The organism is Micromonospora sp. WMMD723 (assembly GCF_049863385.1).
GTDB lineage: Bacteria > Actinomycetota > Actinomycetes > Mycobacteriales > Micromonosporaceae > Micromonospora > Micromonospora wenchangensis.
Map to the genome: position 1 here is coordinate 5,445,349 of NZ_JBMKNR010000001.1, position 23,585 is coordinate 5,468,933.

The 23,585-nt window shown below is 72.7% G+C and carries 20 protein-coding genes; 8 read left to right on the forward strand and 12 right to left on the reverse strand.

The features are described 5' to 3' along the window. Positions 1-52: 52 nt before the first annotated feature. The 3 genes from ACN261_RS23655 to ACN261_RS23665 form a co-directional block, all read right to left on the reverse strand. On the reverse strand, positions 53-1,180 hold the full coding sequence (locus ACN261_RS23655; RefSeq protein WP_425852179.1) for a glycoside hydrolase family 53 protein: 1,128 nt from the start codon (positions 1,178-1,180) through the stop codon (positions 53-55). A 154-nt stretch (positions 1,181-1,334) separates the two neighbouring features. Further along, positions 1,335-3,578: a M4 family metallopeptidase gene (locus ACN261_RS23660; RefSeq protein ID WP_425852181.1), complete on the reverse strand. Its 2,244-nt coding sequence runs from the start codon at positions 3,576-3,578 to the stop codon at positions 1,335-1,337. A gap of 188 nt (positions 3,579-3,766) precedes the next feature. After that, the gene (locus ACN261_RS23665) at positions 3,767-4,606 is read right to left on the reverse strand and encodes a PIG-L family deacetylase (protein ID WP_421481848.1); all 840 of its coding nucleotides are present in this window, start codon (positions 4,604-4,606) and stop codon (positions 3,767-3,769) included. 158 nt (positions 4,607-4,764) lie between these two features. Between ACN261_RS23665 and ACN261_RS23670 the strand changes: the two genes are divergently transcribed. Beyond that, a complete protein-coding gene (locus tag ACN261_RS23670) occupies positions 4,765-5,388 on the forward strand; it encodes a DUF1349 domain-containing protein (RefSeq protein WP_425852183.1) in 624 nt (207 codons plus the stop codon). Here the strand turns inward: ACN261_RS23670 and prfH are convergent. From prfH to sthA, 4 genes are all read right to left on the reverse strand, one after another. Beyond that, positions 5,348-6,022: a peptide chain release factor H gene (gene prfH / locus ACN261_RS23675; RefSeq protein ID WP_425852185.1), complete on the reverse strand. Its 675-nt coding sequence runs from the start codon at positions 6,020-6,022 to the stop codon at positions 5,348-5,350. The genes ACN261_RS23670 and prfH overlap by 41 nt on opposite strands. Further along, the gene (locus tag ACN261_RS23680; protein ID WP_425852187.1) at positions 6,019-7,191 is read right to left on the reverse strand and encodes an RNA ligase RtcB family protein; all 1,173 of its coding nucleotides are present in this window, start codon (positions 7,189-7,191) and stop codon (positions 6,019-6,021) included. The genes prfH and ACN261_RS23680 overlap by 4 nt, the downstream gene beginning before the upstream one ends. 216 nt (positions 7,192-7,407) lie before the next feature. Beyond that, positions 7,408-8,619, reverse strand: coding sequence for an ROK family protein (locus tag ACN261_RS23685; protein WP_425852189.1), 1,212 nt, complete (start codon positions 8,617-8,619; stop codon positions 7,408-7,410). A 144-nt stretch (positions 8,620-8,763) separates the two neighbouring features. Further along, the gene (sthA, locus tag ACN261_RS23690; RefSeq protein WP_421481854.1) at positions 8,764-10,167 is read right to left on the reverse strand and encodes a Si-specific NAD(P)(+) transhydrogenase; all 1,404 of its coding nucleotides are present in this window, start codon (positions 10,165-10,167) and stop codon (positions 8,764-8,766) included. Positions 10,168-10,400: 233 nt separating this feature from the next. On the opposite strand from sthA, the gene ACN261_RS23695 reads away from it, so the two are divergent. Further along, positions 10,401-12,038, forward strand: coding sequence for an LLM class flavin-dependent oxidoreductase (locus tag ACN261_RS23695; protein ID WP_425852191.1), 1,638 nt, complete (start codon positions 10,401-10,403; stop codon positions 12,036-12,038). A 196-nt stretch (positions 12,039-12,234) separates the two neighbouring features. Next, positions 12,235-12,372, forward strand: a complete 138-nt coding sequence (locus ACN261_RS23700) for a hypothetical protein (protein ID WP_421481856.1) — start codon at positions 12,235-12,237, stop codon at positions 12,370-12,372. 58 nt (positions 12,373-12,430) lie between these two features. Here the strand turns inward: ACN261_RS23700 and ACN261_RS23705 are convergent, their stop codons facing one another. Continuing rightward, complete coding sequence (locus ACN261_RS23705) at positions 12,431-13,453, reverse strand: glycoside hydrolase family 43 protein (protein ID WP_425852193.1); 1,023 nt, start codon at positions 13,451-13,453, stop codon at positions 12,431-12,433. A gap of 154 nt (positions 13,454-13,607) precedes the next feature. Between ACN261_RS23705 and ACN261_RS23710 the strand changes: the two genes are divergently transcribed. Then, entirely contained in the window at positions 13,608-14,483 is an 876-nt protein-coding gene (locus ACN261_RS23710; protein ID WP_421481858.1) for an endonuclease/exonuclease/phosphatase family protein, read from the forward strand. Positions 14,484-14,606: 123 nt separating this feature from the next. Then, positions 14,607-16,130: an NAD(P)-binding domain-containing protein gene (locus tag ACN261_RS23715; RefSeq protein ID WP_425852195.1), complete on the forward strand. Its 1,524-nt coding sequence runs from the start codon at positions 14,607-14,609 to the stop codon at positions 16,128-16,130. Between the two features lie 60 nt (positions 16,131-16,190). Here the strand turns inward: ACN261_RS23715 and ACN261_RS23720 are convergent, their stop codons facing one another. Both ACN261_RS23720 and ACN261_RS23725 read right to left on the reverse strand, forming a co-directional pair. Continuing rightward, positions 16,191-17,444 carry an RNA polymerase sigma factor gene (locus ACN261_RS23720; RefSeq protein WP_425852197.1) on the reverse strand — a complete coding sequence of 418 codons (1,254 nt, stop codon included), beginning with the start codon at positions 17,442-17,444 and terminating at the stop codon, positions 16,191-16,193. 10 nt (positions 17,445-17,454) lie between these two features. After that, positions 17,455-17,856 (reverse strand): YciI family protein, encoded by a 402-nt coding sequence (locus ACN261_RS23725; protein WP_421481861.1) that lies wholly within the window; start codon positions 17,854-17,856, stop codon positions 17,455-17,457. A 123-nt stretch (positions 17,857-17,979) separates the two neighbouring features. Here ACN261_RS23725 and ACN261_RS23730 point away from each other — a divergent pair, with 123 nt between their 5' ends. The 3 genes from ACN261_RS23730 to ACN261_RS23740 all read left to right on the forward strand — a co-directional run bounded on the left by ACN261_RS23730 (position 17,980) and on the right by ACN261_RS23740 (position 19,836). Further along, positions 17,980-18,186: a hypothetical protein gene (locus ACN261_RS23730; protein WP_425852199.1), complete on the forward strand. Its 207-nt coding sequence runs from the start codon at positions 17,980-17,982 to the stop codon at positions 18,184-18,186. 115 nt (positions 18,187-18,301) lie between these two features. Continuing rightward, entirely contained in the window at positions 18,302-19,069 is a 768-nt protein-coding gene (locus tag ACN261_RS23735) for a neutral zinc metallopeptidase (protein WP_421481864.1), read from the forward strand. 119 nt (positions 19,070-19,188) lie between these two features. Then, positions 19,189-19,836, forward strand: coding sequence for an HAD family hydrolase (locus tag ACN261_RS23740; RefSeq protein ID WP_425852201.1), 648 nt, complete (start codon positions 19,189-19,191; stop codon positions 19,834-19,836). A gap of 75 nt (positions 19,837-19,911) precedes the next feature. On the opposite strand, the gene ACN261_RS23745 is transcribed toward ACN261_RS23740, so the two are convergent. Together ACN261_RS23745 and ACN261_RS23750 are read right to left on the reverse strand one after the other, a co-directional pair. Beyond that, positions 19,912-22,464: an ABC transporter permease gene (locus ACN261_RS23745; RefSeq protein WP_421481866.1), complete on the reverse strand. Its 2,553-nt coding sequence runs from the start codon at positions 22,462-22,464 to the stop codon at positions 19,912-19,914. Beyond that, entirely contained in the window at positions 22,464-23,231 is a 768-nt protein-coding gene (locus tag ACN261_RS23750; RefSeq protein WP_204924410.1) for an ABC transporter ATP-binding protein, read from the reverse strand. The genes ACN261_RS23745 and ACN261_RS23750 overlap by 1 nt, the downstream gene beginning before the upstream one ends. Between the last annotated feature and the right edge of the window lie 354 nt (positions 23,232-23,585).

Here is a 23,585-nt window from a genome sequence, read left to right on the forward strand (position 1 = left end):
GTGGCCGGTCGGCGGGCCACCGACGGTGGCCCGCCGACCGGGACGCGAGTTGCTACGGCCGCCAGCGGATGTTCGGGTTCACCTGGCCGGTCCAGTTGAAGACGGCCATGTTGTCCCACTGGTTGCCGGTGCCGTTGATGTTCGCCGGGTCCCACCCGTTGCCGGGCACCGCGTACCAGGTCGGCTCCCAGTAGAAGACGCCGATCGCGCCGGCGTTGCGGGCGGTGTCCTGCACCCAGGAGAACTCGGTGGCCTGGCCGGTCCAGCTCGCCTGGTGCCCCGCACAGGGTTCGGTGCCGTTGATCGCGTTCGGCTCGTTGTCGGCGTTCGCGGCGGTGAAGGGGTACGCCGTCTCGGTGAGCACCACCGGCTTGCCGTACCGGGTGCGGACGTCGGTGATGACGTTGTAGAGGTTGGCCAGCGTGCCGTGCCACATGCAGTAGTACGACAGCGCGGTCAGGTCCCACTGCACGCCCTTGGCCCGGATGCCGTCGTAGAACCAGCGGGCGTGGTCCATGCTGTCCGCGTTCGCGGTGTGGATGATCACCTGGGTGCCGCCGTTGCACGCCTTGGTGGCCTGGTATCCGGCCTTGAGCAGCAGACTGAGGTTGGTGAAGTCGTTGTTGACGACCTTGCCGTCGTTCCACAGCATGCCGACGTTGATCTCGTTGCCGATCTGCACGCTGTCCGGCGTGGTGCCCTGGTTGCGCAGGCTGGTGCACACGTCGGAGGTGTAGTTGTAGACGTCGCTCTGGAGCTGGCCGATGCCGTGGTTGGCCCAGGCGGCCGGCTTGTACTGCTTGCCCGGGTCGGCCCAGGTGTCGGAGTAGTGGAAGTCGATCATCAGCTTGAGGCCCTTGGCCTTGACCGTCCTCGCGTACGCCAGCACCTTGGCCTTGTTGTTCCAGCCGCTGGCCGGGTTGTTCCAGACCCGCAGCCGGACGTAGTTGACGCCGACGCCCTTGAGGATGTCGAGCGGGTCGCGGGCGGTGCCGGCGGCGTCGTAGTACCGCGCGCCGAGGTCCAGGCTGCGCTGCACGGAGGAGACGTCCGCGCCGAGCATGGTCAGGGTGTTCGCGGCCGACGCCGACGTCGGCGGGCCGAGCAGGGCGGCGGGCAGGGCGACCGCCGCGAGGAACGCGACGGCCCAGGCCCGCAGGCGGGATCGGTACGGAGTCATCCGGACCTCCTCGGTGGTGGGGTGGGGGTGACCTGGGGCGTCGGGACGGCGACACCAATAGACGGGCATGACTATACCGGGGTGGGACCGGGCTGCCGACGCGCGAGCGGGCCACCCGGAAAGACCCGGATGGCCCGCCTGCGTCACCGACGCGTCAGAGGTTCAGGCTCCAGCTGTTGAGGTAGCCGGTGTCCAGGCTCGCCGCGTCCTGCACCCGCAGCCGCCAGGCGCCGTTCGCCACCTCCGAGGAGAGGTTCACGGTGTACGTCTGGTCGATGTTGTCGGTGCTGCCCCCGGAGCGGTTCTGCAGCGTGTACACGCTGCCGTCCGGGGCGATCAGGCTGACCACGAGGTCACCGATGTAGGTGTGCACGATGTGCACCTCGACCTTGCTCGTGGTCGACGGGGTCGCCGCGCAGCCGCTGATCACGATGGTGCTCTCCACCGTCGAGTTGTCGGCGATCGGCACGTCGGTGCCGTTGCTGCCGGAGCAGCCCGGCAGCCCGTTCACCGTCACGTTCAGCGTGGTCGTGCGGGCCACCGAGGGCGCGGTGCCCACCACCGTGATCGGCACCGTGCCGCTGCCGGCGGTGGCGGCGGCGGTGACCGTGACGGTGGTCGACCCGCCGGCGGTGACCGACGTGGGGGAGAACGACACGCTCACCCCGGCCGGCAGCGGGCCGGTCGAGAAGGTGACCGTCTCGGCGGTGCCCCGGATGACCGTGGTGGTGACGGTGGCGGTGGCCGAGGTGCCCGGGTCGACGGTCACCGTCGCCGGGGCGACCGCGACGGTGAAGTCGTTGGCGGCGCACGACTCGGTGCCGGTGACGTTCACCGCGGTCCAGGCGGCCATCACGGCCTTGTACTCGGTGCTGCACAGGCCGTACAGGTCGGTGGCGGCCGACAGGGTGTGCAGCCGCGCGGTGTTGGTCGGCTGGGCGGTGTTCACGTAGCGGGTGTTCGACACGAAGTACGCGTCCAGCGCCCGGAACCAGATCTTCTCCGCCTTCTCCCGGCCGATCCCGGTCACCGGCGGGGCCGACCCGCACAGCGGCGAGGTGCCGTACGGGGTGACGCCGGAGCCCTCGGCCAGGTTGAAGAAGAAGTGGTTGGCCACGCCCGAGGAGTAGTGCACGTCGAGGCTGTTGGTGCTGGTCGACCAGCAGCCGTGCGACGACCCGTCAAGCGTCGGGTTGTACATGTAGCGCAGCGGCGCGCCGGTGCCCCGGATGTCGATCTTCTCGCCGACCTCGTAGTCGCCGGGGTCGACCGGGGTGTTCGCGTAGAATTCCACCATGTTGCCGAAGATGTCGCTGGTGGCCTCGTTCAGGCCGCCGGACTCGCCGGAGTAGGTCAGGCCGCCGGGGACCACGTTCTCGGTGACGCCGTGGGACATCTCGTGGCCGGCCACGTCGAGGGCGACCAGCGGCTTGGCGTTGCCCGCGCCGTCGCCGTAGGTCATCTGCGCGCCGTCCCAGAAGGCGTTGACGTACGCGTTGCCGTAGTGCACCCGGCTCGGCACGCCGGTGCCGTTGCCGAAGATGCCGTTGCGTCCGTGCACCTCGGTGAAGTAGTCGAAGGTCGTCGCCGCGCCGAAGTGGGCGTCGACGGCGGCGGACTGCCGGTTCGAGGCCGCGCCGGTGCCCCACACGTTGTCGGCGTCGGTGAAGGTGGTGCAGGTCGACGTGCCGTTGTTCATGTCGCAGGTGCGGCCGTTGCCCCGGGTCGGGTCGATCATGCTGTACGTGGCCCCGGACTGGGTGGTGTCGATCGCGACCGGGCCGGCGTAGATGCTGTTGCCGGTGCCGACGACGGACTCGATCTCGTCGTAGGAGCCGATCCGGGCGCCGGTGATCGCGTCGCTGATCACGTGCAGCCTCGAGGGGGTCTGCCCGTCGGGCGCCCAGCCGGTGACCACGGTCTCCCAGGCCAGCCGGCCGGTGCCGCTGCTGGCGTCGACGAACAGCTCCGCCGCGCCGGTGCCGGTGATCCGGCCGGAGAACGCGGTGGTCGCCGCCTTGCTGGCCTTGGCGGCGCTGACCTTCGGGGTGGTGGCGAGGCTCAGCGGCGCGGCCAGGCCGACCGAGCTGCCGGCGTAGTCACCGTCGGCCCCGGTGCGGATGACGACGTCCCCGCCGTAGACGCGGAGCCCGTCGTAGGCGCGGGTGTAGCGGACCGCGCCCCGGCCCTGGGCGTCGCGCCTGCTGCTGTGCACGGCGTAGCGGTCCTTCGCCGACGACCTGACGTCGCGGGAGTGCTCCTTGAGCGCGGTGTCGGCGGCGGCGACCAGCGATGGTCCCGAGGCGGCGGGCGGAGCGGCGGACGCGCTCGTGGTGGTGACCACGAGACCACTGCCGACCAGCATGGTGACGCCGGCCAGCGCTAGGGCTGATCTCAAACTGACCTCCCCGATCCGAGATGCTTTCGCATCTTTCGATGACGCGATCATCGTCGGCCGTGGAGAGTCTGGGAAGACGGTTGTCGATGGATAACCATACCGAGTTGTCCATCTTCCCCAGGCGATGACCGCCGGGGTGTTCCGTCCCGGTTACGGCTGGAACACCCCGGCAACACTCGCCGGACCGGTCAGCGCAGACCGGCGAACAGGTCGTCCTCCGGCAGCGCCGCCCCGGTGGTGTCGCGGACCCGGACGAAGGTCTCCCGGCCCATCAGCTCGACGAACCGGTCCCGGCCCATCCGCAGGAAGAAGATGTTCTCGGTCTGGCTGGCGTGGGCGGCCAGCGCGTCGAACTTCTGGTTGCCGTAGCTGCTGGTGTCCACCCAGGTGGTGATCTCGTCGTCGGGCAGGCCGAGCTGCGGGCCCGGCCCGTCCGCGCCCGGCGTCTCCTCCGGCTCGGCCCACTCGACGCCCAGCTCCTTCATCACCCGGCCGAACTCCGCGAACGCCGTGTGCGGCACGGTGGTCCAGTAGACCTTCGCCGGGACGTCGGTCATCTCGACGGCGGCCATGGTGATCCGGTGGGCCTGGATGTGGTCCGGGTGGCCGTAGAAGCCGTTCTCGTCGTAGGTGACCACCACGTCCGGCCGGTAGCGCCGGATCAGCTCCGCCAGCCGCTGCGCCGCCTCCGCCACCGGCGTGTTCCAGAACGCTCCGGGCAGCTCGTTGGTCGACCAGCCCATCATCCCGGAGTCGGCGTAACCGAGCGTCTCCAGGTGACTGACCTTCAACGCCGCGCAGCTCGCCTCCAGCTCTGCCTGCCGCATCGCCACCACGGCGGCCGGGTCGTGCCCCTGCTCGCCCGGCTTGACCCCGCCGGGGCCGTCACCGCAACCACCGTCGGTGCAGGTCACCAACACCGTCGTGATGCCCTCCGCCGCATACCGGGCCAACACGCCACCGGTGCTCGTCGCCTCGTCGTCGGGGTGCGCGTGCACCGCCATCAGGGTCAGACCTCGCTCAGCCATGCCCTCACCCTAGGCGGCCCGACCGACAACGGTGCGTGCCGGCCCGGTGGGGAGCCGACCGTCGGCGTCCGCCGGTCCCGCCGTTCCCGGTCGCGCACCGTCACCCGCGCGCGTCACCGGGACGACGCACGCGGGGGCCCCGGTAGATAATGGACGCCATGACCACCACCTGGAACGTCCCGGGTCTGCCGTTCGCGCTGTCGCCGTCGCCCGAGGCGGCGTGGACGATCGCCGGGGCGGACGGCGTGGTGACCGGGTCGGCGGCCCCGCGCAGCGACATCTTCATCGACCCGGCGGCGGGCGACCCGGCCGCCGGGTCGACGCTCGACGCGGCGACCCTGCTCGGCCCGCCCCCGGACGGCGACTTCCAGTTCAGCGCCCGGGTCACCGTCGACTTCGCGGCCACCTACGACGCCGGGGTGCTGCTGCTCTGGGTCGACGAGCGGCACTGGGGCAAGCTGTGCTTCGAACTCTCTCCCGACGGCGAACCGATGATCGTCTCCGTGGTCGCCCGGGGCGTCGCCGACGACGCCAACGCCTTCGTCGTCGCCGCCCGCACGGTCTGGCTGCGGGTCTCCCGGATCGACCACGCGTTCGCGTACCACGCCTCGGTCGACGGACGGACCTGGCGGATGGTCAGGTACTTCAGCGTCGACGGCGCGGCCACCGCCGCCAGGATCGGCCTGGAGGCGCAGTCGCCCACCGGCGACGGCTGCCGGGTCGTCTTCGACGACATCCGCTTCACCCGCGACCGGCTGACCGACCTGCGGAACGGCTCCTGACCCGGGCCCCGGTCGCGCCGGGCGGCCGGGGACGTTCGACCCGCACGGCGTCGCCCCGGACGAGTTCGTCGTGCAGGCGTCGGCGGGCGGCGGTGACGGCGCGGCCGGCACGCGCATCGTCGTCGGCGAGGCGCTGCCGCAGCAACCGCAGGGCGGCGGCGCGGTTGAGACCGAACTGCCGTTCGGTGTCCACCACGACGACGGTGCCGGAGGGGCGGTGGGTCGCCCGCGCCGCCGTGCTCACCTTGTTCCGGCGCTGACCCCCCGGCCCACCGGTCCGGCAGGCGACGACGTGCACGTCGGCCTCGACGAACGCGGTGGTCGGGGTGTCCACCCGGCACGGTCGGGCGGTGACGTACCAGTTCTTCCGGCCGGTCGTCGCCCGGTACGGGCTGGCCGCCTGCCAGCACAGGGTGCCCGTCCACCCGGCGGCGAACCCCGCCACGTCGGGTCCGTCGAGCCGGACCAGGACCGACCGGTAGGTGCCCGGTCGGTCGCCGACGACGGATTCGACCCGGCGGCTGTCCACCCCGTGCCGGGCGGCGTCGGCCTGCAACCGGTCCAGCAGCCGGGCCACCGCCCAGGCGCACTCCTGTGGGCCGCGCCCGGCCGACAGGAGCAGGTGGACGCTCACTCCCGACCCCGCCGACGCCCGTCCCGGTGGGTCGGCCCGAGGTCGGGCGTCTTGTAGGTGACCAGCGGGAGGGTACTCGCCACCGGGGTGGCCAGGTCGTGCGCGACGAGGTCGGCGACCACCTGCTCGATGCGCTTGTAGGCCGTCGGTGCCTCCTCGAACAGCAGCTGCCGGTCGCCGCACACCACCAGCGAACCCACCGGCGTACGCCGCAACTGCGCGACGGTGTGCTTGGCCCGGCCCCGGCGCAACGCGTCGGCGCGGGACATCTTGCGACCCGCGCCGTGCGCCACGGAGTGGTTGGCCGCCGGGCCGGCGTGCCCGGCCACGAGGTACGACGGGGTGCCCCGGGTGCCGGCGACCAGCACGTCCCGGCCGTCGCCCGGGGCCGCCCCCTTGCGGTGCAGGTACTCGCCGTCACGGACCTCGACCAGGTTGTGGCACTGGTCCACGACCGGCTCGGTGGGCGCGGCCCCCAGGGCGTGCGCGACCCGGGCGGCCAGCACCCGCCGGTTGAGTGCGCCCCAGCGGACAGCCTCGTCGTGCCGGGCCAGGTAGCCCGCCGGGTCCGGGGCCGGCCCCGCGCCGTGCGCCCCGGTGTGGGCCCGCAGGATCCGCTCGCCCAGGCCCCGCGAGCCGCTGTGCACGATGAGCACGAGGTCACCGGCGGTGAGCCCGAGCCGGGCCGCGTGGTCCGGCGCGAGGACGGTGTCGATCCGGGCCAGTTCGACGAAGTGGTTGCCCCGTCCGACCGTGCCGAGCCCCTCGACGTGGCCGGCGGGCGGCTCGCCGGGGACGACGGCCCAGGCCGGGTCGTCGGGGTCCGGCGACCGGTCCAGGTCCGGGAACCGGGCGGCGATCCGCTCGGGTACGGCCCGCTTCAGGCCGATCGGGAACACGGCGATGCCGCACCCGATGTCGGAGCCCACCAGGTGCGGGTAGAGCACGGTCGACGCCATCGCCGCGCCGATCGGGGCGCCCTTGCCCGGGTGCAGGTCGGGCATGGCGGCGACGTGCCGCATGCCGTCGAGGGCGGCCACCTGGTGGCACTGCCGGACGGCGTCGGACTCGATCCAGCTCTCGGGGGAGGCGAAGACGGTGACGGTGGCCGTGGCCGTGGCCGTGGTCAGGGACGGGGACGGGGACGGCAGGGAGTGCGGTAGGAACACGGACGCTCGTTTCGGGGTGACGGGAACGACGGACGACACGCGGCGGCACGGTGGCAGCCGGCGGCACGACGGCTCGCGACGGCGTCACGGCGTGCCGCGGCGCGGCACGGGCGTGCGGGTGCGGGCGGGCGGGGTGCGGGGGTGTCCGTCAGTACGTCATGCCCGCCAGCCTGGCCCACCGGACCGCTTCCGCCAACCGGTTTTCGCCCCGGCCGCTCAGCCGACCGGTGTCCCCAACGGGTCGGCGAGCAGCCTGGTGAAGCCGAGTTCCGCCGCGCCGACCAGGGTGGCGTCGTCGCCGAGGGCGGACACCCGCAACTGCGCCCGGGTACGCGAGACCGGCAGGACGTTGACGGCGATCCGCTGCCGTACGTGCGCCGCCGATCCCCGGTACACCTCCCGCAGCATCCCGCCGAAGATCACCATGCCGGGGTTGAACAGGTTGATCACGTTCGCCACCCCGATGCCGAGCCAGTCGCCGACGGTCCGTAACGCCTCCCGGGCGGCCGGGTCGCCGCGGTCCGCCGCGTCGACCACCTCCCGGACCGCGCCCCGGCCGATCCGGTCGGCGGGCCGACCCGCCGCGTCGAGCAGTGCCCGCTCGCCGACCTCCGCCTCCAGGCAGCCGCGTGAACCACACCCGCACGGTCTGCCGTCGTACGGGTTGACCAGCATGTGACCGACCTCGGAGCCGTACCCGCCGTCGCCGCCGAGCAGGTCGCCACCGACGATGATCCCGCCGCCGACCCCGACGTCGCCGTGCAGGTAGACCAGGTTGTCCACCCCGACACCCACCCCGCGCTGGTGCTCGGCCACCGCGCCCAGGTGGGCCTCGTTACCGACCAGGACCGGCAACCCGAGATCGAGCCGGCGGGCCAGTTCCGCGCCGAACGCCTGGTCCACCCAGCCCATGTCCGGCCCGAAGCGGACCATCCCGTCGCCCGGCCGGATCATCCCGCAGTACGACGCGCCGATCCCGACGCAGGTCGCCCCCGACGCCGCCGTGGCGTGCAACTGCCGCCCGAGGTCGGCCAGCACCCGCACGACGGTGTCCAGGTCGGCGCCCGCGCGGGCCCGGTGCGCCTCGCGGCGGTCCTGGATCACCCCGCCCAACCCCACCCGGGCCGCGACCAGCCGGTCCACCGCGATGTCGAAGGCGAGCACGTACACCCGGTCGGCGGCCGGCCGGACCACCAGGGACGGCCGCCCGGCCCGCCCGGTCAGCTCGGGAAAGCCCTCCCGTACCAGGCCGGCCGCGACCAGGTCCGTGGTGAGCGCCAGGACCGTGCTGCGGTTGACACCCAGCCACTCGGCCAGCCCGGCCCGCGACACCGGGCCACCGAGATGCACCCGCCGTAGCAGCGCCCCGAGGCTCCGGCGGCGACTGTCACCCGGCGACTGCCCGTCCACGGTGGGACTTCTCGGCATCACGCGGCGGACCCTGTCGATCGGCGGTTGGCTACCCGTCGAGGGTAGTGGCGTCGACGACCGCCGGCCACCTCGCGTACCGGGCCGGTGACCGTGCCCACGGTCCGCCGTGGGCCCGACGTCGGGCCCACGGCAGACCGTGGCTCACCCCTCGATCCGGGTGATGTTACGGATCTTGTTGGACGCGTCCAGCGCGGCGACCTTGTACGCCTCGGACAGGGTCGGGTAGTTGAAGACCGTGTCGATCAGGTAGTCGACCGTGCCGCCGCAGCCCATCACCGTCTGCCCGATGTGGACGATCTCGGTCGCGCCGGTGCCGAACACGTGCACCCCGAGCAGCCGGCCGTCCTGCGGCGACACGAGCAGCTTCAACATGCCGTACGAGTCGCCGACGATCTGCCCCCGGGCCAGCTCGCGGTAGCGGGCGACGCCGACCTCGAACGGGGTGGCGCTGTTGGTCAGCTCCTCCTCGGTCTTGCCGACGAAGCTGATCTCCGGGATCGTGTAGATCCCGATGGGCTGCAGCTCCTGGAGTTCGCGCACCGGCTCCCCGCAGGCGTGCAGCGCCGCCATCCGGCCCTGCTCCATCGACGTGGACGCCAGCGCCGGGAAGCCGATCACGTCACCGACCGCGTAGATGTGCTCGACGCTGGTGCGGTAGTGCTCGTCCACCGCGATCCGGCCGCGCGCGTCGGCCTCCAGCCCGGCCGCGTCGAGGGCCAGGTCGTCGGTCTGCCCCTGCCGGCCGGCCGAGTACATGACGGTGTCCGCGACGATCTTCTTGCCGCTCTTGAGGACGCACAGCGCGGCAGTCTCGTGCTTCTCGACCGCCGCGACCTCCTCGCCGAAGCGGAACGTCACCGACAGGTCGCGCAGGTGGTACTTGAGCGACTCGACGATCTCCTCGTCGCAGAAGTCGAGCATCCCGTCACGGCGTTCCACCACTGTCACCTTCGTGCCGAGCGCGGCGAACATGGACGCGTACTCCATGCCGATCACGCCCGCGCCGACCACCACCATGCTGCGCGGCACGGCCTGGAGGTTGATCACCCCGTCGGAGTCGACGATCGTCCGGTCGTCGAAGTCGACACTGTCCGGCCGGGCCGGGCGGGTGCCGGCGGCGATGACGATCTTGTCGAAGGTGAGCTTCGACTCGTGCCCGGAGCCGCCGTCCACCCAGATCGAGTGCGGGTCGGCGAACCGGCCGGTGCCGGTGATCAACGCGACCCGGTTGCGGGCGAGCTGGTTGCGGATGACGTCGGTCTGCCGGCTGATCACGTGCTGCGTCCGGGCGGCCAGATCACCGACGGTGATCTCCTCCTTGACCCGGTAGCTGCTGCCGTACAGGTCCCGCTGGCTCAGGCCGGTGAGGTAGAGCACGGCCTCCCGCAGCGTCTTGGAGGGGACGGTGCCGGTGTTGATGCACACCCCACCGATCATGTCGCGGCGGTCCACGATGCCGACCCGCCTACCGAGCTTCGCGGCGGCGATCGCCGCCTTCTGACCGCTGGGCCCGGAGCCCAGCACCAACAGGTCGTAGTCATACACGGCTCCTAGCCTCGCAAGCGGCCGCAAGATGTGCCACTCGTGGCCGTCCCGGTGGCCGTGCACCTCACCGTCGACGTCCGACCGCGCCGGCACCCGGCCCCGGGCGACCCGAAACCCGCGACCGCCCGGCGGGTCGGCGCAGGTCAGCGCTACGGTGGGCCGGTCGTCGCGGCCGTGCCGGGCCGCCGGGCGACGCCGGGAACGCGACGAGGGGACCAGGTGACGGCAGCGTCATGACCGACTACGGACACGAGCTGCTGTTCGGCGGCTTCCTCACCCCCGACGCCCGGCAGCCGGAGCAGGTCGTCGCCCGCGCCCGGCTCTGCGAGCAGGCCGGCCTGGACCTCGTCACCTTCCAGGACCACCCCTACCAGCCGGGTTTCCTCGACACCTGGACGCTGATGTCCTACCTGGCGGCGGCGACCAGCCGGATCAGGCTGGCCGGCAACGTGCTCAACCTGCCGCTGCGCCAGCCGGTGGTGCTGGCCCGCAGCGTCGCCAGCCTCGACCTGCTCAGCGGCGGCCGGATCGAACTCGGCCTCGGCACCGGCGCGTTCTGGGACGCCATCGAGGCCAACGGGGGTCGACGGCTCACCCCCGGGCAGGCGGTGGACGCCCTCGACGAGGCGATCCGGATCATCCGGGAGGTGTGGGCGGCCGACCGGCGCGGCGGGGTACGGGTCGACGGCGAGCACTACCGGGTGGTCGGCGCGAAACGCGGCCCCGCCCCGGCACACCCGGTGGGGATCTGGGTCGGGGCGTACAAGCCGAGGCTGCTGCGGCTGGTGGGGCGGACGGCGGACGGCTGGCTGCCGTCGCTGGCGTACCTGCCGAACGGGCCGGCGGACCTGGCCGGGCTCGACGCGCTCGTCGACGAGGGCGCGGCGGCGGCCGGGCGGGACCCCGCCGAGGTGCGGCGGTTGCTGAACGTCTCCGGCCGGTTCACCGGCACCGGTGCGGGCTTCCTCGACGGCCCGCCCCGGCAGTGGGTGCGGGAGCTGACCGACCTGGTGCTGGAGCACGGCACCTCCGGGTTCGTCCTCGGCGCCGACGACCCCGCCAGCATCCAGCTCTTCGCCCAGGAGGTCGCCCCCGGGGTCCGCGAACTGGTCGCCGCCGAGCGGGCCGGCTCGGCCGTCCCCACGCCGGCCGCCCCGGCACCGGGGGAGCCGACCGGGCCGGCGGGCGGCACGGGGGAGCCGAGCGGGCCGGCGGGACCGGCGCGGCAGGGACGGGAAACCGTCCGGGCCGGGGGTGTCGCGGGGCTCGCGGTCACCCCCACCCCCGCACCCCGGGAACGGCACAGCGACCACCGGCTCTGGGACGAGTCGACCCGGCCGGTCGCCCCGCCCGCGCCGGCCGGGCACGTCTACTCGCCGCAGGCCCAGGCCGTCGGTGGGCACCTGGTCGACGTGCACGACCACCTGCGTCGGGAACTGGGCGAGATCCGTGACCTGCTCGACCAGGTGCGCCGGGGGGTGGTCTCCGCCGGCGATGCCCGGGGCGTGCTCAACCGGATGACCCTGCGGCAGAACAACTGGACGCTGGGGGCGTACTGCGCCGCCTACTGCGCGCTGGTCACCCAGCATCACGGGTTGGAGGACGACGCGATCTTCCCGCACCTGCGACGGGCCGATCCGGGGCTGGTCCCGGTGATCGACCGGCTGGAGCAGGAGCACGTCGTCATCCACGAGGTCGTCGAGGGCGTCGACCGGGCCCTGGTCGCACTGATCGGGGACCCGGGGCGGCTCACCGGCCTGCAGCAGGCGGTGGACGTGCTCACCGACACCCTGCTGTCCCACCTGTCCTACGAGGAGGAGAACATCGTCGAACCGCTGGCCCGGTACGGGTTCTACCCCGGCCAGCTCTGATCCCGCGCCGGCCGACGGGTTCCCGCGCCGGCCGGGACACGCCGGTCCGGTCGGGTGCGACGCGCAGTGGTCGCCGGGTGACGGCGTTCGGACCGCCGTGCCATAATTCCGGTGGCGCCCGCGGTTGTCACCGCCGGGCCCGGGGGGCCGCCTCCGCAGCACGCGGACGGCGGGGGACCGACCCCCGGAGGCCACAGTGGATTTCCCCTCTCTCGTCGACCTCGTCGATCTGCTCGACGGCCTGTTGCAACTGGGTGCCGCCGCGCTCAGCCTCGCCGCCGCCGTCGTGGTCGCCCGTTCCACCCGCCGGTCGGGCCGCCAGCGTGACGACTGACCGGCCCACGGCCACCTCGCCCGGCGGCCGGTGGTCGTCGCCGGGCGAGGTGGCCGGGTCAGAGGAACGCGCCGACCCGGGGTGTCGCGCCCTCCCAACGGAAGACCGCCGCGTACAGCGCGCGGCGGGCGTCGGCCGGCAGCGAGCCGTCGGCCCGTTGCCGGCAGGGCGTGGTCCCGCCGCAGACCCATCCGTGCAGGAACAGCCGCTGCTCGTCGTCGACCAGGGCGGGGACGAGGTCCGCGCCTCCCGGGCCGCAGATCCCGGTGCCGGACGTGGTGAGCAACTGGTGCTCGGTCCGACCGTGGAAGTCCCACCGGTCGGTGGAGGTCAGATAGACGGTGGCGTAGCTGCAGTTGTCGTAGCCGTACCGGGAGGCGAACAGCACGAACGTGGAGCCCCGCTGCCGCAGCACCGGGTTCTCGATGATGCCGGTGTTGCGGACCAGTTCACCACTGGCGTTGCCGACCCAGCGGGTGCCGGTGTCGTCGAGCCGCAGCATCCGGATCGACGACGGTGTCTGCTGCGTCTTGTAGAGCACGAACCGCTTGCCGTCGGCGTCCTCGAACGGGGACGGGTCGATCACCCCGGCGGCGGCCACCGGCCGCCCCGCCACCACGTCGTCCGCCCCGTGCGCGCCACCCGGGCAGATCAGCGGGGCGGTGCCGACCGGCGTGTACGGCCCACCGACCGCGTCGGAGGTGGCGGCCCCGATGCACCGCTGCCCGTTCTTGCCCTTGGCGGGCAGTGAGTAGTAGAGCACCCACCCGGTGGCGGTACGGACCGCGTCGGGGGCCCACACCGCGCCGTTCTCGGCCCAGTCCGGCACCGACCCGAGGGCCGTGCCGAGGGCGCTCCACGGCCCGGACGCGGTGTCACCCCGGTGGGCCGGGGCGCGGGTGCCGGTGGCGAACACGACGAAGCTGTCGTTGTGCCGCACCACGCCGGGATCGGCGACACCCCCCGAGGGGGCGTAGACCGGTTGCGGGGTGGCGGCTGCGGCGGGCGCGGCGACGGTGCCGGCGACGACCGTCATCGCGACGGCGATCAGCGCCGGTCGCCAGGTCCTTCGGAGGTGCATGGGTTCTCCCCGGCGGGATAGGCAATTCACTACGGACAATGCGCCTCCGTTGTCCGGAGGGTGAAACTAAGCTACCGTGCCGGAGTTGACAAAGTAACCTTCCTTCACGGCCGGGTCTGTCGCGCCGGCCGTCGGCGTTCCGGAGAGGACAGCCATGGCAGGCGGAAAACGGTGGTCGGTACGGAGTGCGGGTGCCCTCGTCGGCGCGGCGGTGCTGCTGGTGAGCCTGGTGCCGGCCACTCCCGCCGCCGCCGCGAACTCCACCTTCAAGGCGGCGACCCTGAACATCCTCAACGAGCTGAACCAGGCCGACTTCGTCCATGACCTGGAACTGATCACCGCGAAGGCGGACCTGGTCGGGCTCAACGAGGTGGGCAACCGCAAGGCGTACCTGAAGGACTGGGCGGCGGACAACGGCTGGTGGCTGTACGCGCCCGAACCGACGCAGGCGGCCAACGAGGCGCTGCTGGCCCGCAAGAGCATGTTCGAGGTGCTCGACAAGGGATCGGACTTCGTGTGCGACACCAACGGGCCCGGCGAGGTGCCGCCGGCCCGCTACAACAACTGGGTCCGCTACCGCCACAAGGCGACCGGGCGCAGCGTCTACCACCTCAACGCGCACGCCAACGCGAGCATCGAGAACAACGGCCAGCCCGAGGACCTGCCCCGGACCGCCTGCGCCGAGCAGCAGTTCCAGGCCCTGAAGACCCTGGCGGCCGCCAAGAAGGACTCCGGCCAGGTCATCGTCAGCGGCGACCTGAACGTCGACTTCAGCGCCGACCGGGCGTACGGGTACCAGAAGTTCCCCTGGAAGGTGTTCGAGGCCAACGAGCTGCCGAACCTGCGGTCCTGCTACAACCTGTACGGCGAGAAGGGGAACGGGACGCACGGCAACCGGCACATCGACTACATCTACTTCTGGAAGCGCGTCGAGGAACACCGCGAGATGTGGATGACCGACTACAGCATCGTCAGCGGCACCAACTCCGACCACAACGGCGTCGTCGCGGCGTTCACCATCTCCTCGTAGCCACCGACGCTGCGCCGCCTCCCCGGCGGGCCCCGACCGCCGACGCCGGCCGTCGACCATTGACACCTATCGTGATCCACTTCATCGTCGGAGCAACCGCCTCCGCGTCGAAGGGCTCCCCTGATGGTCGACACCGCGCACACGTACGTCATCGTCGGAGCGGGGCCCGCCGGCCTGCAGCTGAGTTACCACCTCCAGCAGCAGGGCGCCGACTACCTGACGTTCGAACGTGGCGCCGAACCGGGGGGTTTCTTCCGGCGGTTCCCGCGCCACCGCCGCCTGAACTCGCTCAACGCCGTGCACACCGACAGCAGCGACCCCGGGATCCGACTGCGGTCCGACGGGAACTCGCTGCTCAACGACGACCCGGAGCTGCTGTTCGCGAAGTTCAGCCAGGAGTACCTGCCGGCCGCCGACGACCTGGTGCGGTACCTCGCCGAGTTCCAGCGCATCCACCAGCTCCGGGTCCGCTACGGCACCACCGTCGAGCAGGTCTCCCGGGAGGAAGACGGCTTCACCGTCCGCACCGACCGGGGGGTCGTACGGGCGCGCTGCCTGGTCGTGGCGACCGGCTGGGGTCGGCCGTTCGTGCCGGACATCCCGGGCATCGAGCACGCCACCGGCTACGAGGAGATGGACGTCGACCCCGACCGGTACGCCGGCAGGCGGGTCCTGATCATCGGCAAGGGCAACGCGGCGTTCGACACCGCCTCGTCGATCCTGGGCAGGGCGTCGGTGGTGCACCTGGCGAGCCGCCGGCCGCTGCGGCTGGCCCGCGACACCGGGCACCCCGGCGACGTCCGGGGCCGGCACGGCGCGATCCTCGACAGCGACCGGTTCACGCCGCTGCACGCGGTGCTCGACGGCACCATCGACGCGATCCGGCCCGTCGACGGCGGGTTCCGCGTCTCGGTCACCGACCCCCACGCCCCCGGCGAGACCGCCGAACTCGACTACCACGAGGTGCTGCGCTGCACCGGCTTCCGGATGGACACCTCCCTGTTCGACGCCTCCTGCACGCCGGACATGGTGCGCGACGGCCGGCTGCCGGGCCTGCGCCCCGACTGGCAGTCGAGCAACGTCGACGACCTGTACTTCGCCGGCACCGTCGCCCAGGCGCGGGACGTACGGCACGCCGCGTCGCCGTTCATCGACGGATTCCGGTACAACCTGCGTACCTTGACCAGGCTGCTGCGGGAGCGTTACGACGGCGTGCCGCTGCCCGCCGCCACCACGTCGGGCGAGCCGGCCTCGTTGACCACGGTGATGCTGGACCGGGTCAACGGGAGCCCGGCGCTGTGGACCCAGTCCGGGTACCTCTGCGACGTCTTCGTCCGCGACGACGCCACCGGGGGCTTCCGGCACCACGAGGAACTGCCGGAGGACTACGCGGTGCCCCGGTTCGCCCACTCCTCCCACTGCTACACCCTGGCCCTGCGCCGGGGCCGCGCCGACGGGTCCGACACCGACCGACGACCGGCCCGGGACAGCACCGTCATCCACCCGGTGGTGCGGCGGTACCGCCACGGTGAACTGGTGGCCGAGCAGCACCTGCCGGGGGACCTGCTGGCCGAGTGGCGGCGGGTGGACCGGCACGTGGAACCACTGGTCCGCTTCCTCGGCAGGGATCTCACCGACGACTCATGATCCCGTCGGGCGGTCCGCGGGCGGCGACCCGTGCACCGTCACGGCGTCGCCAGGTGACGGTCATCCGTCGCCCGACCCACCGTCCCCGGCGTCGGTCAGCCGGGCCAGCCGGGCGTACAGGTAGCGCTGGCGGGGCAGGCTGGTCGAGCGGCGGGCCGCGTGGGCGTACGCCGTCCGGGCCTCGGCGAGGTTGCCACAGCGTTCCAGCAGGTGCGCGCGGGCCGCGTGCCGCCGGGGGTCGTCGCCGACGCGGGGGTCGTCGGCCAGCGCGTCGAGCAGGCGCAGCCCGGCGGCGGGACCCCGGGCCATCGCCACCGCTACCGCGTGGTTGAGCGCCACCACCGGGTTGTCCGACATCCCCAGCAGCACCCCGTAGAGGGCCTCGATCTGCGCCCAGTCGGTCGCCTCGGCGCTCGCCGCCTCGTCGTGCACCGCCGCGATCGCCGCCTGGAGCTGGTAGGGCCCGACGTCGCCGCGCGGCAGCACCGCGCTGACCAGTGCCACCCCCTCGGCGATCTGGTCGGCCCGCCAGCGGCTGCGGTCCTGCTCCGCCATCGGCACCAGCTCGCCGTCCGGGCCCACCCGGGCCGGCCCCCGGGCGTCGGTGAGCAGCATCAACGCCAGCAGACCGGTCACCTCCGGATCGTCCGGCAGCAGCCGGTGCAGCAACCGGGTCAGCCGGATCGCCTCGGTGGACAGGTCCACCCGGCGCAGATGCGGGCCGGTGGTGCTGGCGTACCCCTCGTTGAAGATCAGGTAGAGCACCTGCCGGACGGCGTCGAGCCGGACTGCCCGCTCGTCGGGTCCGGGCAGCGCGAACGGCAGCCCGCTGTCGCGGATGCGTTGCTTGGCGCGGGTGATCCGGCGGGTCATGGTCGCCTCGGGCACCAGGAACGCCCGAGCCACCTCGGCGGTGCCCAACCCGCCGACGGCGCGCAGGGTCAACGCGACCTGCGCGGCCGGCGGCAGCGCCGGATGGCAGCACAGGAACAGCAGCACCAGGCTGTCGTCGCCCGGCTCCCGGTGGTCGGCCGCCGGGGCGACCCACCGTCGCCCCCGGCCGGCGTCGTCCTCCCGCCGTCGCCGGGCCTGCTCGGCGCGGAGCAGGTCGGTCAGCCGCCGGGCGGCCACGGTCACCAGCCAGCCCCGGGGCTGCTCCGGCAGCCCGTCGACCGGCCAGCGGGTCGCGGCGGCCAGCAGCGCCTCCTGGACGGCGTCCTCGGCGGTGTCGAAGTGGCCGTACCGGCGGACGACCGCGCCGAGGACCTGCGGCGCGAGCACACGCAGCAGGTCCTCGACGGTGGACGGTCCCATGGCGACCGGGTCAGCCGTCCAGGTCGTCGACGCCGTCGGCGACCGGTCGTACGTCGACGTACCCGCCCTCGGCGTCCGGGTCGACGAACCGGGCGGCGATCTCGGTGGCCCGGTCGAAGCTGACACAGTCGACGACGGTGAACCCGGCCAGCACCTCCTGCGTCTCCGGGTACGGCCCGTCGGTGACCACGGGCGTGCCCTGTCGCAGCCGTACCCGCCGGGCGTGCACCGGCGCGGTCAACCCCTGCCCGTCGACCAGCTCGCCGGATTCGGCCAGGTCCCGGTGCACCGCCGCCATGTGCTCATGCATCGCGGCGACCTGCTCCGGCGTCATCGGCGGCTGCGCCCCGGGACGGCCGGCCATGGCGTCGTAGTCGCGCTGCGAGCCGTACAACATGATCATGTATTTCATGGTTCTCCTCTCGGCCGCGGGGTGCGGCCGGACAACCGGGACGTCGGAGCCGCCGGGCCGGTCCGGACACCGGGCCCGAGGTTAACCCCGGGACGGGTGGTGGCGGTCACCTACCGTGGTCCCATGACGACGATGTGGCTCGTGGTCGGCGCGGCGGCCCTGGTGATGATCGGCACGGTCGGCTGGGTCGCCTGGCGCGACCGGGCCCGCACCGTCGGGGTCGAGGACCGCACCGCCGGGCGGGACGCCCAGGCCAGACAGCACCGGTACGAGGCGGAACGCCACTTCGCCCAGAACGACACGATCCACCGGGGGCAGGAGCACCACTGACCGTCCGGCCGGGCCGACCCGGGTCACCCATGGTCAACGGGACGCCGGCCGGGCATGATCGTTCCACGGTCGGGGTACCACCGATCGCAGGACCGGCACGCCTGGGAGGCACACGGTGACGGCAGGCTCGCGACGCCGCTCGCACGGACCACTGCTCGCCGCGCTGACGGCGCTGGTGGTGGCGGTCGGCTGCGCGGCCGGCGGGGTGGGGGAGAGCGGCCCGCAGGAACCCCGGGAACCGGCCCCCCGGCAGTCGTCGCGCCCGGCGGCCCCGGCCCCGTCGGAGACGGAGACCACCCGCGCCGACGGCACCACCAGCGTGGCCGAGTTCAAGAGCGACATCGACGACGCGGTCACCATCGCCGAACGTTACTGGGCCGCCCAGTTCCGGGCCTCCGGCCAGGAGTTCCGCCCGATCCGCCGGATCGTGCCCTACCAGCGGGAGGGCGAGATCTCCTGCGGCGGTCAGGCGCTGCCCCGCAACAACGCCGTCTACTGCTCCCAGGGCGACTTCATCGCCTACGACGTCAACTGGTCGGTGGCGGCGTTCCGGCAGGTCGGTGACGCGTTCGTGTTCTACCTGCTGGGCCACGAGTACGCCCACGGCATCCAGATCCGGCTCGGCATCCGCGCCAACTTCACCATCCAGCAGGAGCTGCAGGCCGACTGCATGGCCGGGGCGTACCTCGGCGACTCCGTCCGTGACGGCACCCTGAGACTCGACGCCGGTGACCTCGACGAGTTCCGTGAGGGGCTGCTCGCCGTCGGCGACGACCCCGACCAGCCGTGGTTCGCCGAGGGTTCGCACGGCACCGCCGAACAGCGCACCGACTGGTTCTTCCGCGGCTACGAGCGGTCCCTGGACGCCTGCAACCTGCGCTGAGGAGCAGGTCACGTCCGGCCGGTACGGCGGTACGCGCCCCGGGCCGGGCTGGCAGGATCGCCCGGAGACCATCCGCGAGCGCCAGGAGGATTCCGCTGAGCAGCCCACACCCCGCCGCCGTGCTCTTCGACATGGACGGCACCCTGGTCGACAGCGAGAAGCTGTGGGACGTCGCCCTGCACGAGCTGGCCGCCGAGTACGGGGGCACGCTCACCGGCCCGGCCCGGCGGGCGATGATCGGCACCGCGATGGCCGCGTCGATGCGCATCCTCCACGACGACCTCGGCCAACCCGAGCGGGACCCGCAGGTCAGCGCGGAGTGGATCAACGCGCGGATCCTGGAGCTGTTCCGCACCGGGCTGCGCTGGCGGCCGGGCGCGTTGACCCTGCTGCGGGCGGTCCGCGCCGCCGGCATCCCCACCGCGCTGGTCACCTCCAGCGGCCGGCCCCTGGTCGAGGTGGCCCTGGACACCCTCGGCCGGGACAGCTTCGACGCCGTGGTCTGCGGCGACGAGGTCGACTCGGCCAAGCCGCACCCCGAGCCGTACCTGACCGCCGCCCGGCTGCTCGACGTGCCGATCGGTCGCTGCGTGGCGATCGAGGACTCGCCGACCGGGGTGGCCAGCGCGCTCGCCGCCGGTGCGGCGGTGCTGGCCGTGCCGGCGGAGGTGCCGGTGCCGCCGACCGACGGCGTACACCAGGTGGAGAGCCTGACCTCGGCGGACCTGGAGCTGCTCGCGGCGCTGCTCGGCGAGCCACCCGGCTGAGCCGTCGGGCGGACCCCGCGCGGCCACGACGAGGGGGTCCCGCCGGCCGGCGGAACCCCCTCGGGTCGGACGGGATCAGTCGTGCGCGATCGCGCCCAGCACGTTGATCCGGGCCGCCCGCACCGCCGGCAGCACCGCCGCCACCACGCCGATGATGGCCGCCAGCAGCAGGAACAGCCCCATCTGACCCCACGGCAGGATCAGGTCGGTGATGCCGTCGTCCTTGAGCGCCCGCACCACCGCGGCACCGAGGCCGACGCCCACCACGATCCCGAGCAGCGCCCCGAAGACCGAGATCACCACCGCCTCCACGGTGATCATCCGCATGGTCTGCGCCCGGCGCAGCCCGATCGCCCGCAGCAGGCCCAGCTCGCGGGTCCGCTCCAGCACCGACAGGGCCAGGGTGTTCACGATGCCGAGCACCGCGATCACGATCGCCAGCGCCAACAGGATCTGGATCATCGTGAGCAGGCTGTCCAGCGAGCCGGTCTGCTGCTCGATGAACGCGTCCCGGTCGGCCACCGACACCTCCGGGCTGTCGGCCAGCAGCGCCTCCACCTGCGGCTGCACGTCGGCCACCCGGGTGCCCGGAGCCAGCTGGATGAACCCCTGGTTGGGCTTCGGGATGGCGAAGTCCTTCACCGCCTGCGGCGGCAACTGCACCGGGCTGGTCAGCTCGGAACTCTCGTAGATGCCGCTGACCGTGTAGGTGCGCGGCTCGCCCCGGGATGCCTGCACGGTCACCGTCGAACCGACCGAGATGTTGCGGGACCTGGCGGCGTCGGAGCTGAACAGCATCTGGTCCGGGCCGAGCCGGCTGATGTCACCGGCGGTCGTCTTGGCCCCGAAGATCCGCTGCAACGCGGTCACGTCGCTGGACGCGGCCAGCCAGGTGACCTTCCCGTCGACCATGCCCATGTCGCCGTACTCGCCGTCGGCCATCTGCACGCCTGGCAGCGCCGCCACCTTCGTCAGCACCGCCGGGTCGAAGCTCGCCGGCCGCGGACCGGTCGTCGACCCCGAGATCACCAGCTCGGCCTTGATGGTGTCCTGGGCCAGCGCGCCGATGCTGCCCTTCGCCGAGTCCAGGATCACCGTCACCCCGGTCACCAGGGCGATGCCGACCATCAGCGCTGCCGCCGTGATCGCCGTGCGGCGCGGGTTGCGCCCGGAGTTCAGCCGACCCAGCTTGCCCGGCACCGACCAGGCGAAGACCGCCCCCAGCAGGGACACCACCGGGCGGCTGATCAGCGGGGTCAGCAGCGCCACCCCGATGAAGGCGAACAGCACCCCGCCCAGGATGACCGCCAGCGTGTTGTCCCCGGCGTTGTCGCTGAGCCCGAGGAACAGCAGCACCGCGCCGATCCCGGTGATCACCCCACCGGTGACCGTGACCCGGGTCAGCGGCCGGTCCGGGTTGGCCACGTCCTGCATCGCCGCGATCGGCGGGATGCGTGCGGCCCGCAGCGCCGGCAGCAGCGCCGCCACCACCGTGATCAGCAGGCCGACCGCGAACGAGCCGATCACCGCCGACGCCGGGACGCCGATGCCGGCCAGCGTCAACCCGCCGGCCAGGTTGCCGAAGACGTACGCCAGCAGCGCGCCGATGCCGATGCCGGCACCCAGCCCCAGCACCGAGGCGATCAGGCCGATCGCCACCGCCTCCAGCACCACCGAACCGATGATCTGCCGACCGCTGGCCCCGATCGCCCGCATCAATGCCAGCTCCCGGGTCCGCTGCGCCACGATGATCGAGAAGGTGTTGAGGATGAGGAACGTGCCCACCAGCAGCGCGACGGCCGCGAAGCCGAGCAGGATCTTGTTGAAGAAGGACAGCCCCTCCTTCAGGCTCGCCGAGGCGTCCGCCGACAACTGCTCGCCGGTCTTGACCTCGAAGCCGTCGCCGAGCGTCCGGGCCACGTCGTCACGCAACGTGGCGTCGCCGACCCCGGCGTCCGCCCGTACCGTGACGTTGGTGAAGGCGTCCCGCTCGCCCAGCAGCAGCCGCTGCGCCACCGGGGTGGTGAAGGCGATCTCGTTGACCCCGCCGATCGAGTCCCGGTCACCGCTGTAGCCGAAGACCCCGACCAGGGTGAAGGTCTGCTTCGGCGTCAGCGGGGTCAGCACCCCGACCCGGTCGCCGACCTTCACCTTGGCCGCCCGCGCCAGCGCCGCGTTGACGACGATCTCGTCGTCGGCCCGGGGCTCCCGGCCCTCCCGCAGCTTCACCAGGTCGCTCTCGCCCTGCCAGTTCGACCCGAGCTGCGGCGGCCCGAACGACGTGACCACCTTGCCGTTGCTGCCGATCAACTGGGCCCCGTCGGTGGTGACCACGCCGGTGGCCTCGGCCACCCCGGGCACCCCGGCGATCCGCTGCACCGTCGCCGCCGACACCGTGGTCGGCACCTGCTCGCCCTGCATCTCGCTGAGCGCCACCTTCGGCTTGCCGGCGACGTTGACGTCGATGCCCTCGTACGCGTCGGCGAAGACCGCGTCGAACGAGCGGCCCAGCGTGTCGGTGAGCACGAACGCCCCCGAGACGAACATGACACCCAGCACCACGGCCAGGCCGGACAGCAGCAGGCGCACCTTGCGCGCCAGCAGACTCTTGAGGGTGGCCCGCAACATCAGCCGGCCACCTCGACCAGGGTGTCCAGCTTCTTCATGGTGTCCAGCACCGTGTCGGCGGTCGGCTCGATCAGCTCCGAGACGATCTGCCCGTCGGCCAGGAAGACCACCCGGTCGGCGTACGCGGCGGCGGTCGGGTCGTGGGTGACCATCACGATGGTCTGCCCGTGCTCGCGGACCGAGTTGCGCAGGAAGTTGAGCACCTCCGCGCCGGAGCGGGAGTCCAGGTTGCCGGTCGGCTCGTCGGCGAAGATCACCTCGGGGCGGGCGACCAGTGCCCGCGCGCAGGCGACCCGCTGCTGCTGGCCACCGGAGAGCTGCGCCGGCCGGTGCCCCAGCCGGTCCCGCAGGCCGACGGTGTCGATCACCGTGTCGTACCAGGCCGGGTCGGGCTTGCGGCCGGCGATCGACATCGGCAGCAGGATGTTCTCCTGGGCGGTGAGCGTGGGCAGCAGGTTGAACTGCTGGAAGATGAAGCCCACCTTGTCCCGGCGCAGCTTCGTCAGGCCCGAGTCACCCAGCCCGGTCACCGTGGTGTCGCCGATCTGCACCGTGCCCTTGCTGACCGAGTCCAACCCGGCCAGGCAGTGCATCAGCGTCGACTTGCCCGAGCCCGACGGGCCCATGATCGCGGTGAACCTGCCCCGCTCGAACTCGGCGCTGACCCCCCGTAGCGCGGCGACCTGCGCCTCGCCGGTGCCGTACACCTTCCACACGTCGTTCGCCCGGGCCGCGGCCTGCGCATGCTGGCCTACCGTCGCGGTCACGTCATCTACCTCTTCCGTCTGGCTGTGTGTGCCCCCACCGCCCCCGCTGGTCGGTGGGGTCGATCCCATCCTCGGTGCCGGTCGGCGCGGATCCGTCCGACCACGGACTGACCCGGCGCGGATTTCCCGCTGCGGGTCGGCCCGGAGAACGGCTCAGGGTTGTCCCTGACCCGCAGACCGGTCGTGCCACCCCACCCTGCGGTGGGGCCCCGGCACCGACGTCAGGATCTGACGCCACGACACGGTCAACCGCGCCGCGCCGCCTTTCGTCACGGTAGGTGAGCGCGGCAACGCTGCCGTCCCCCCACCGGCCTCACCCCGGGTACGCCCCGAGGGGCACCCGGTGCCGCCCGG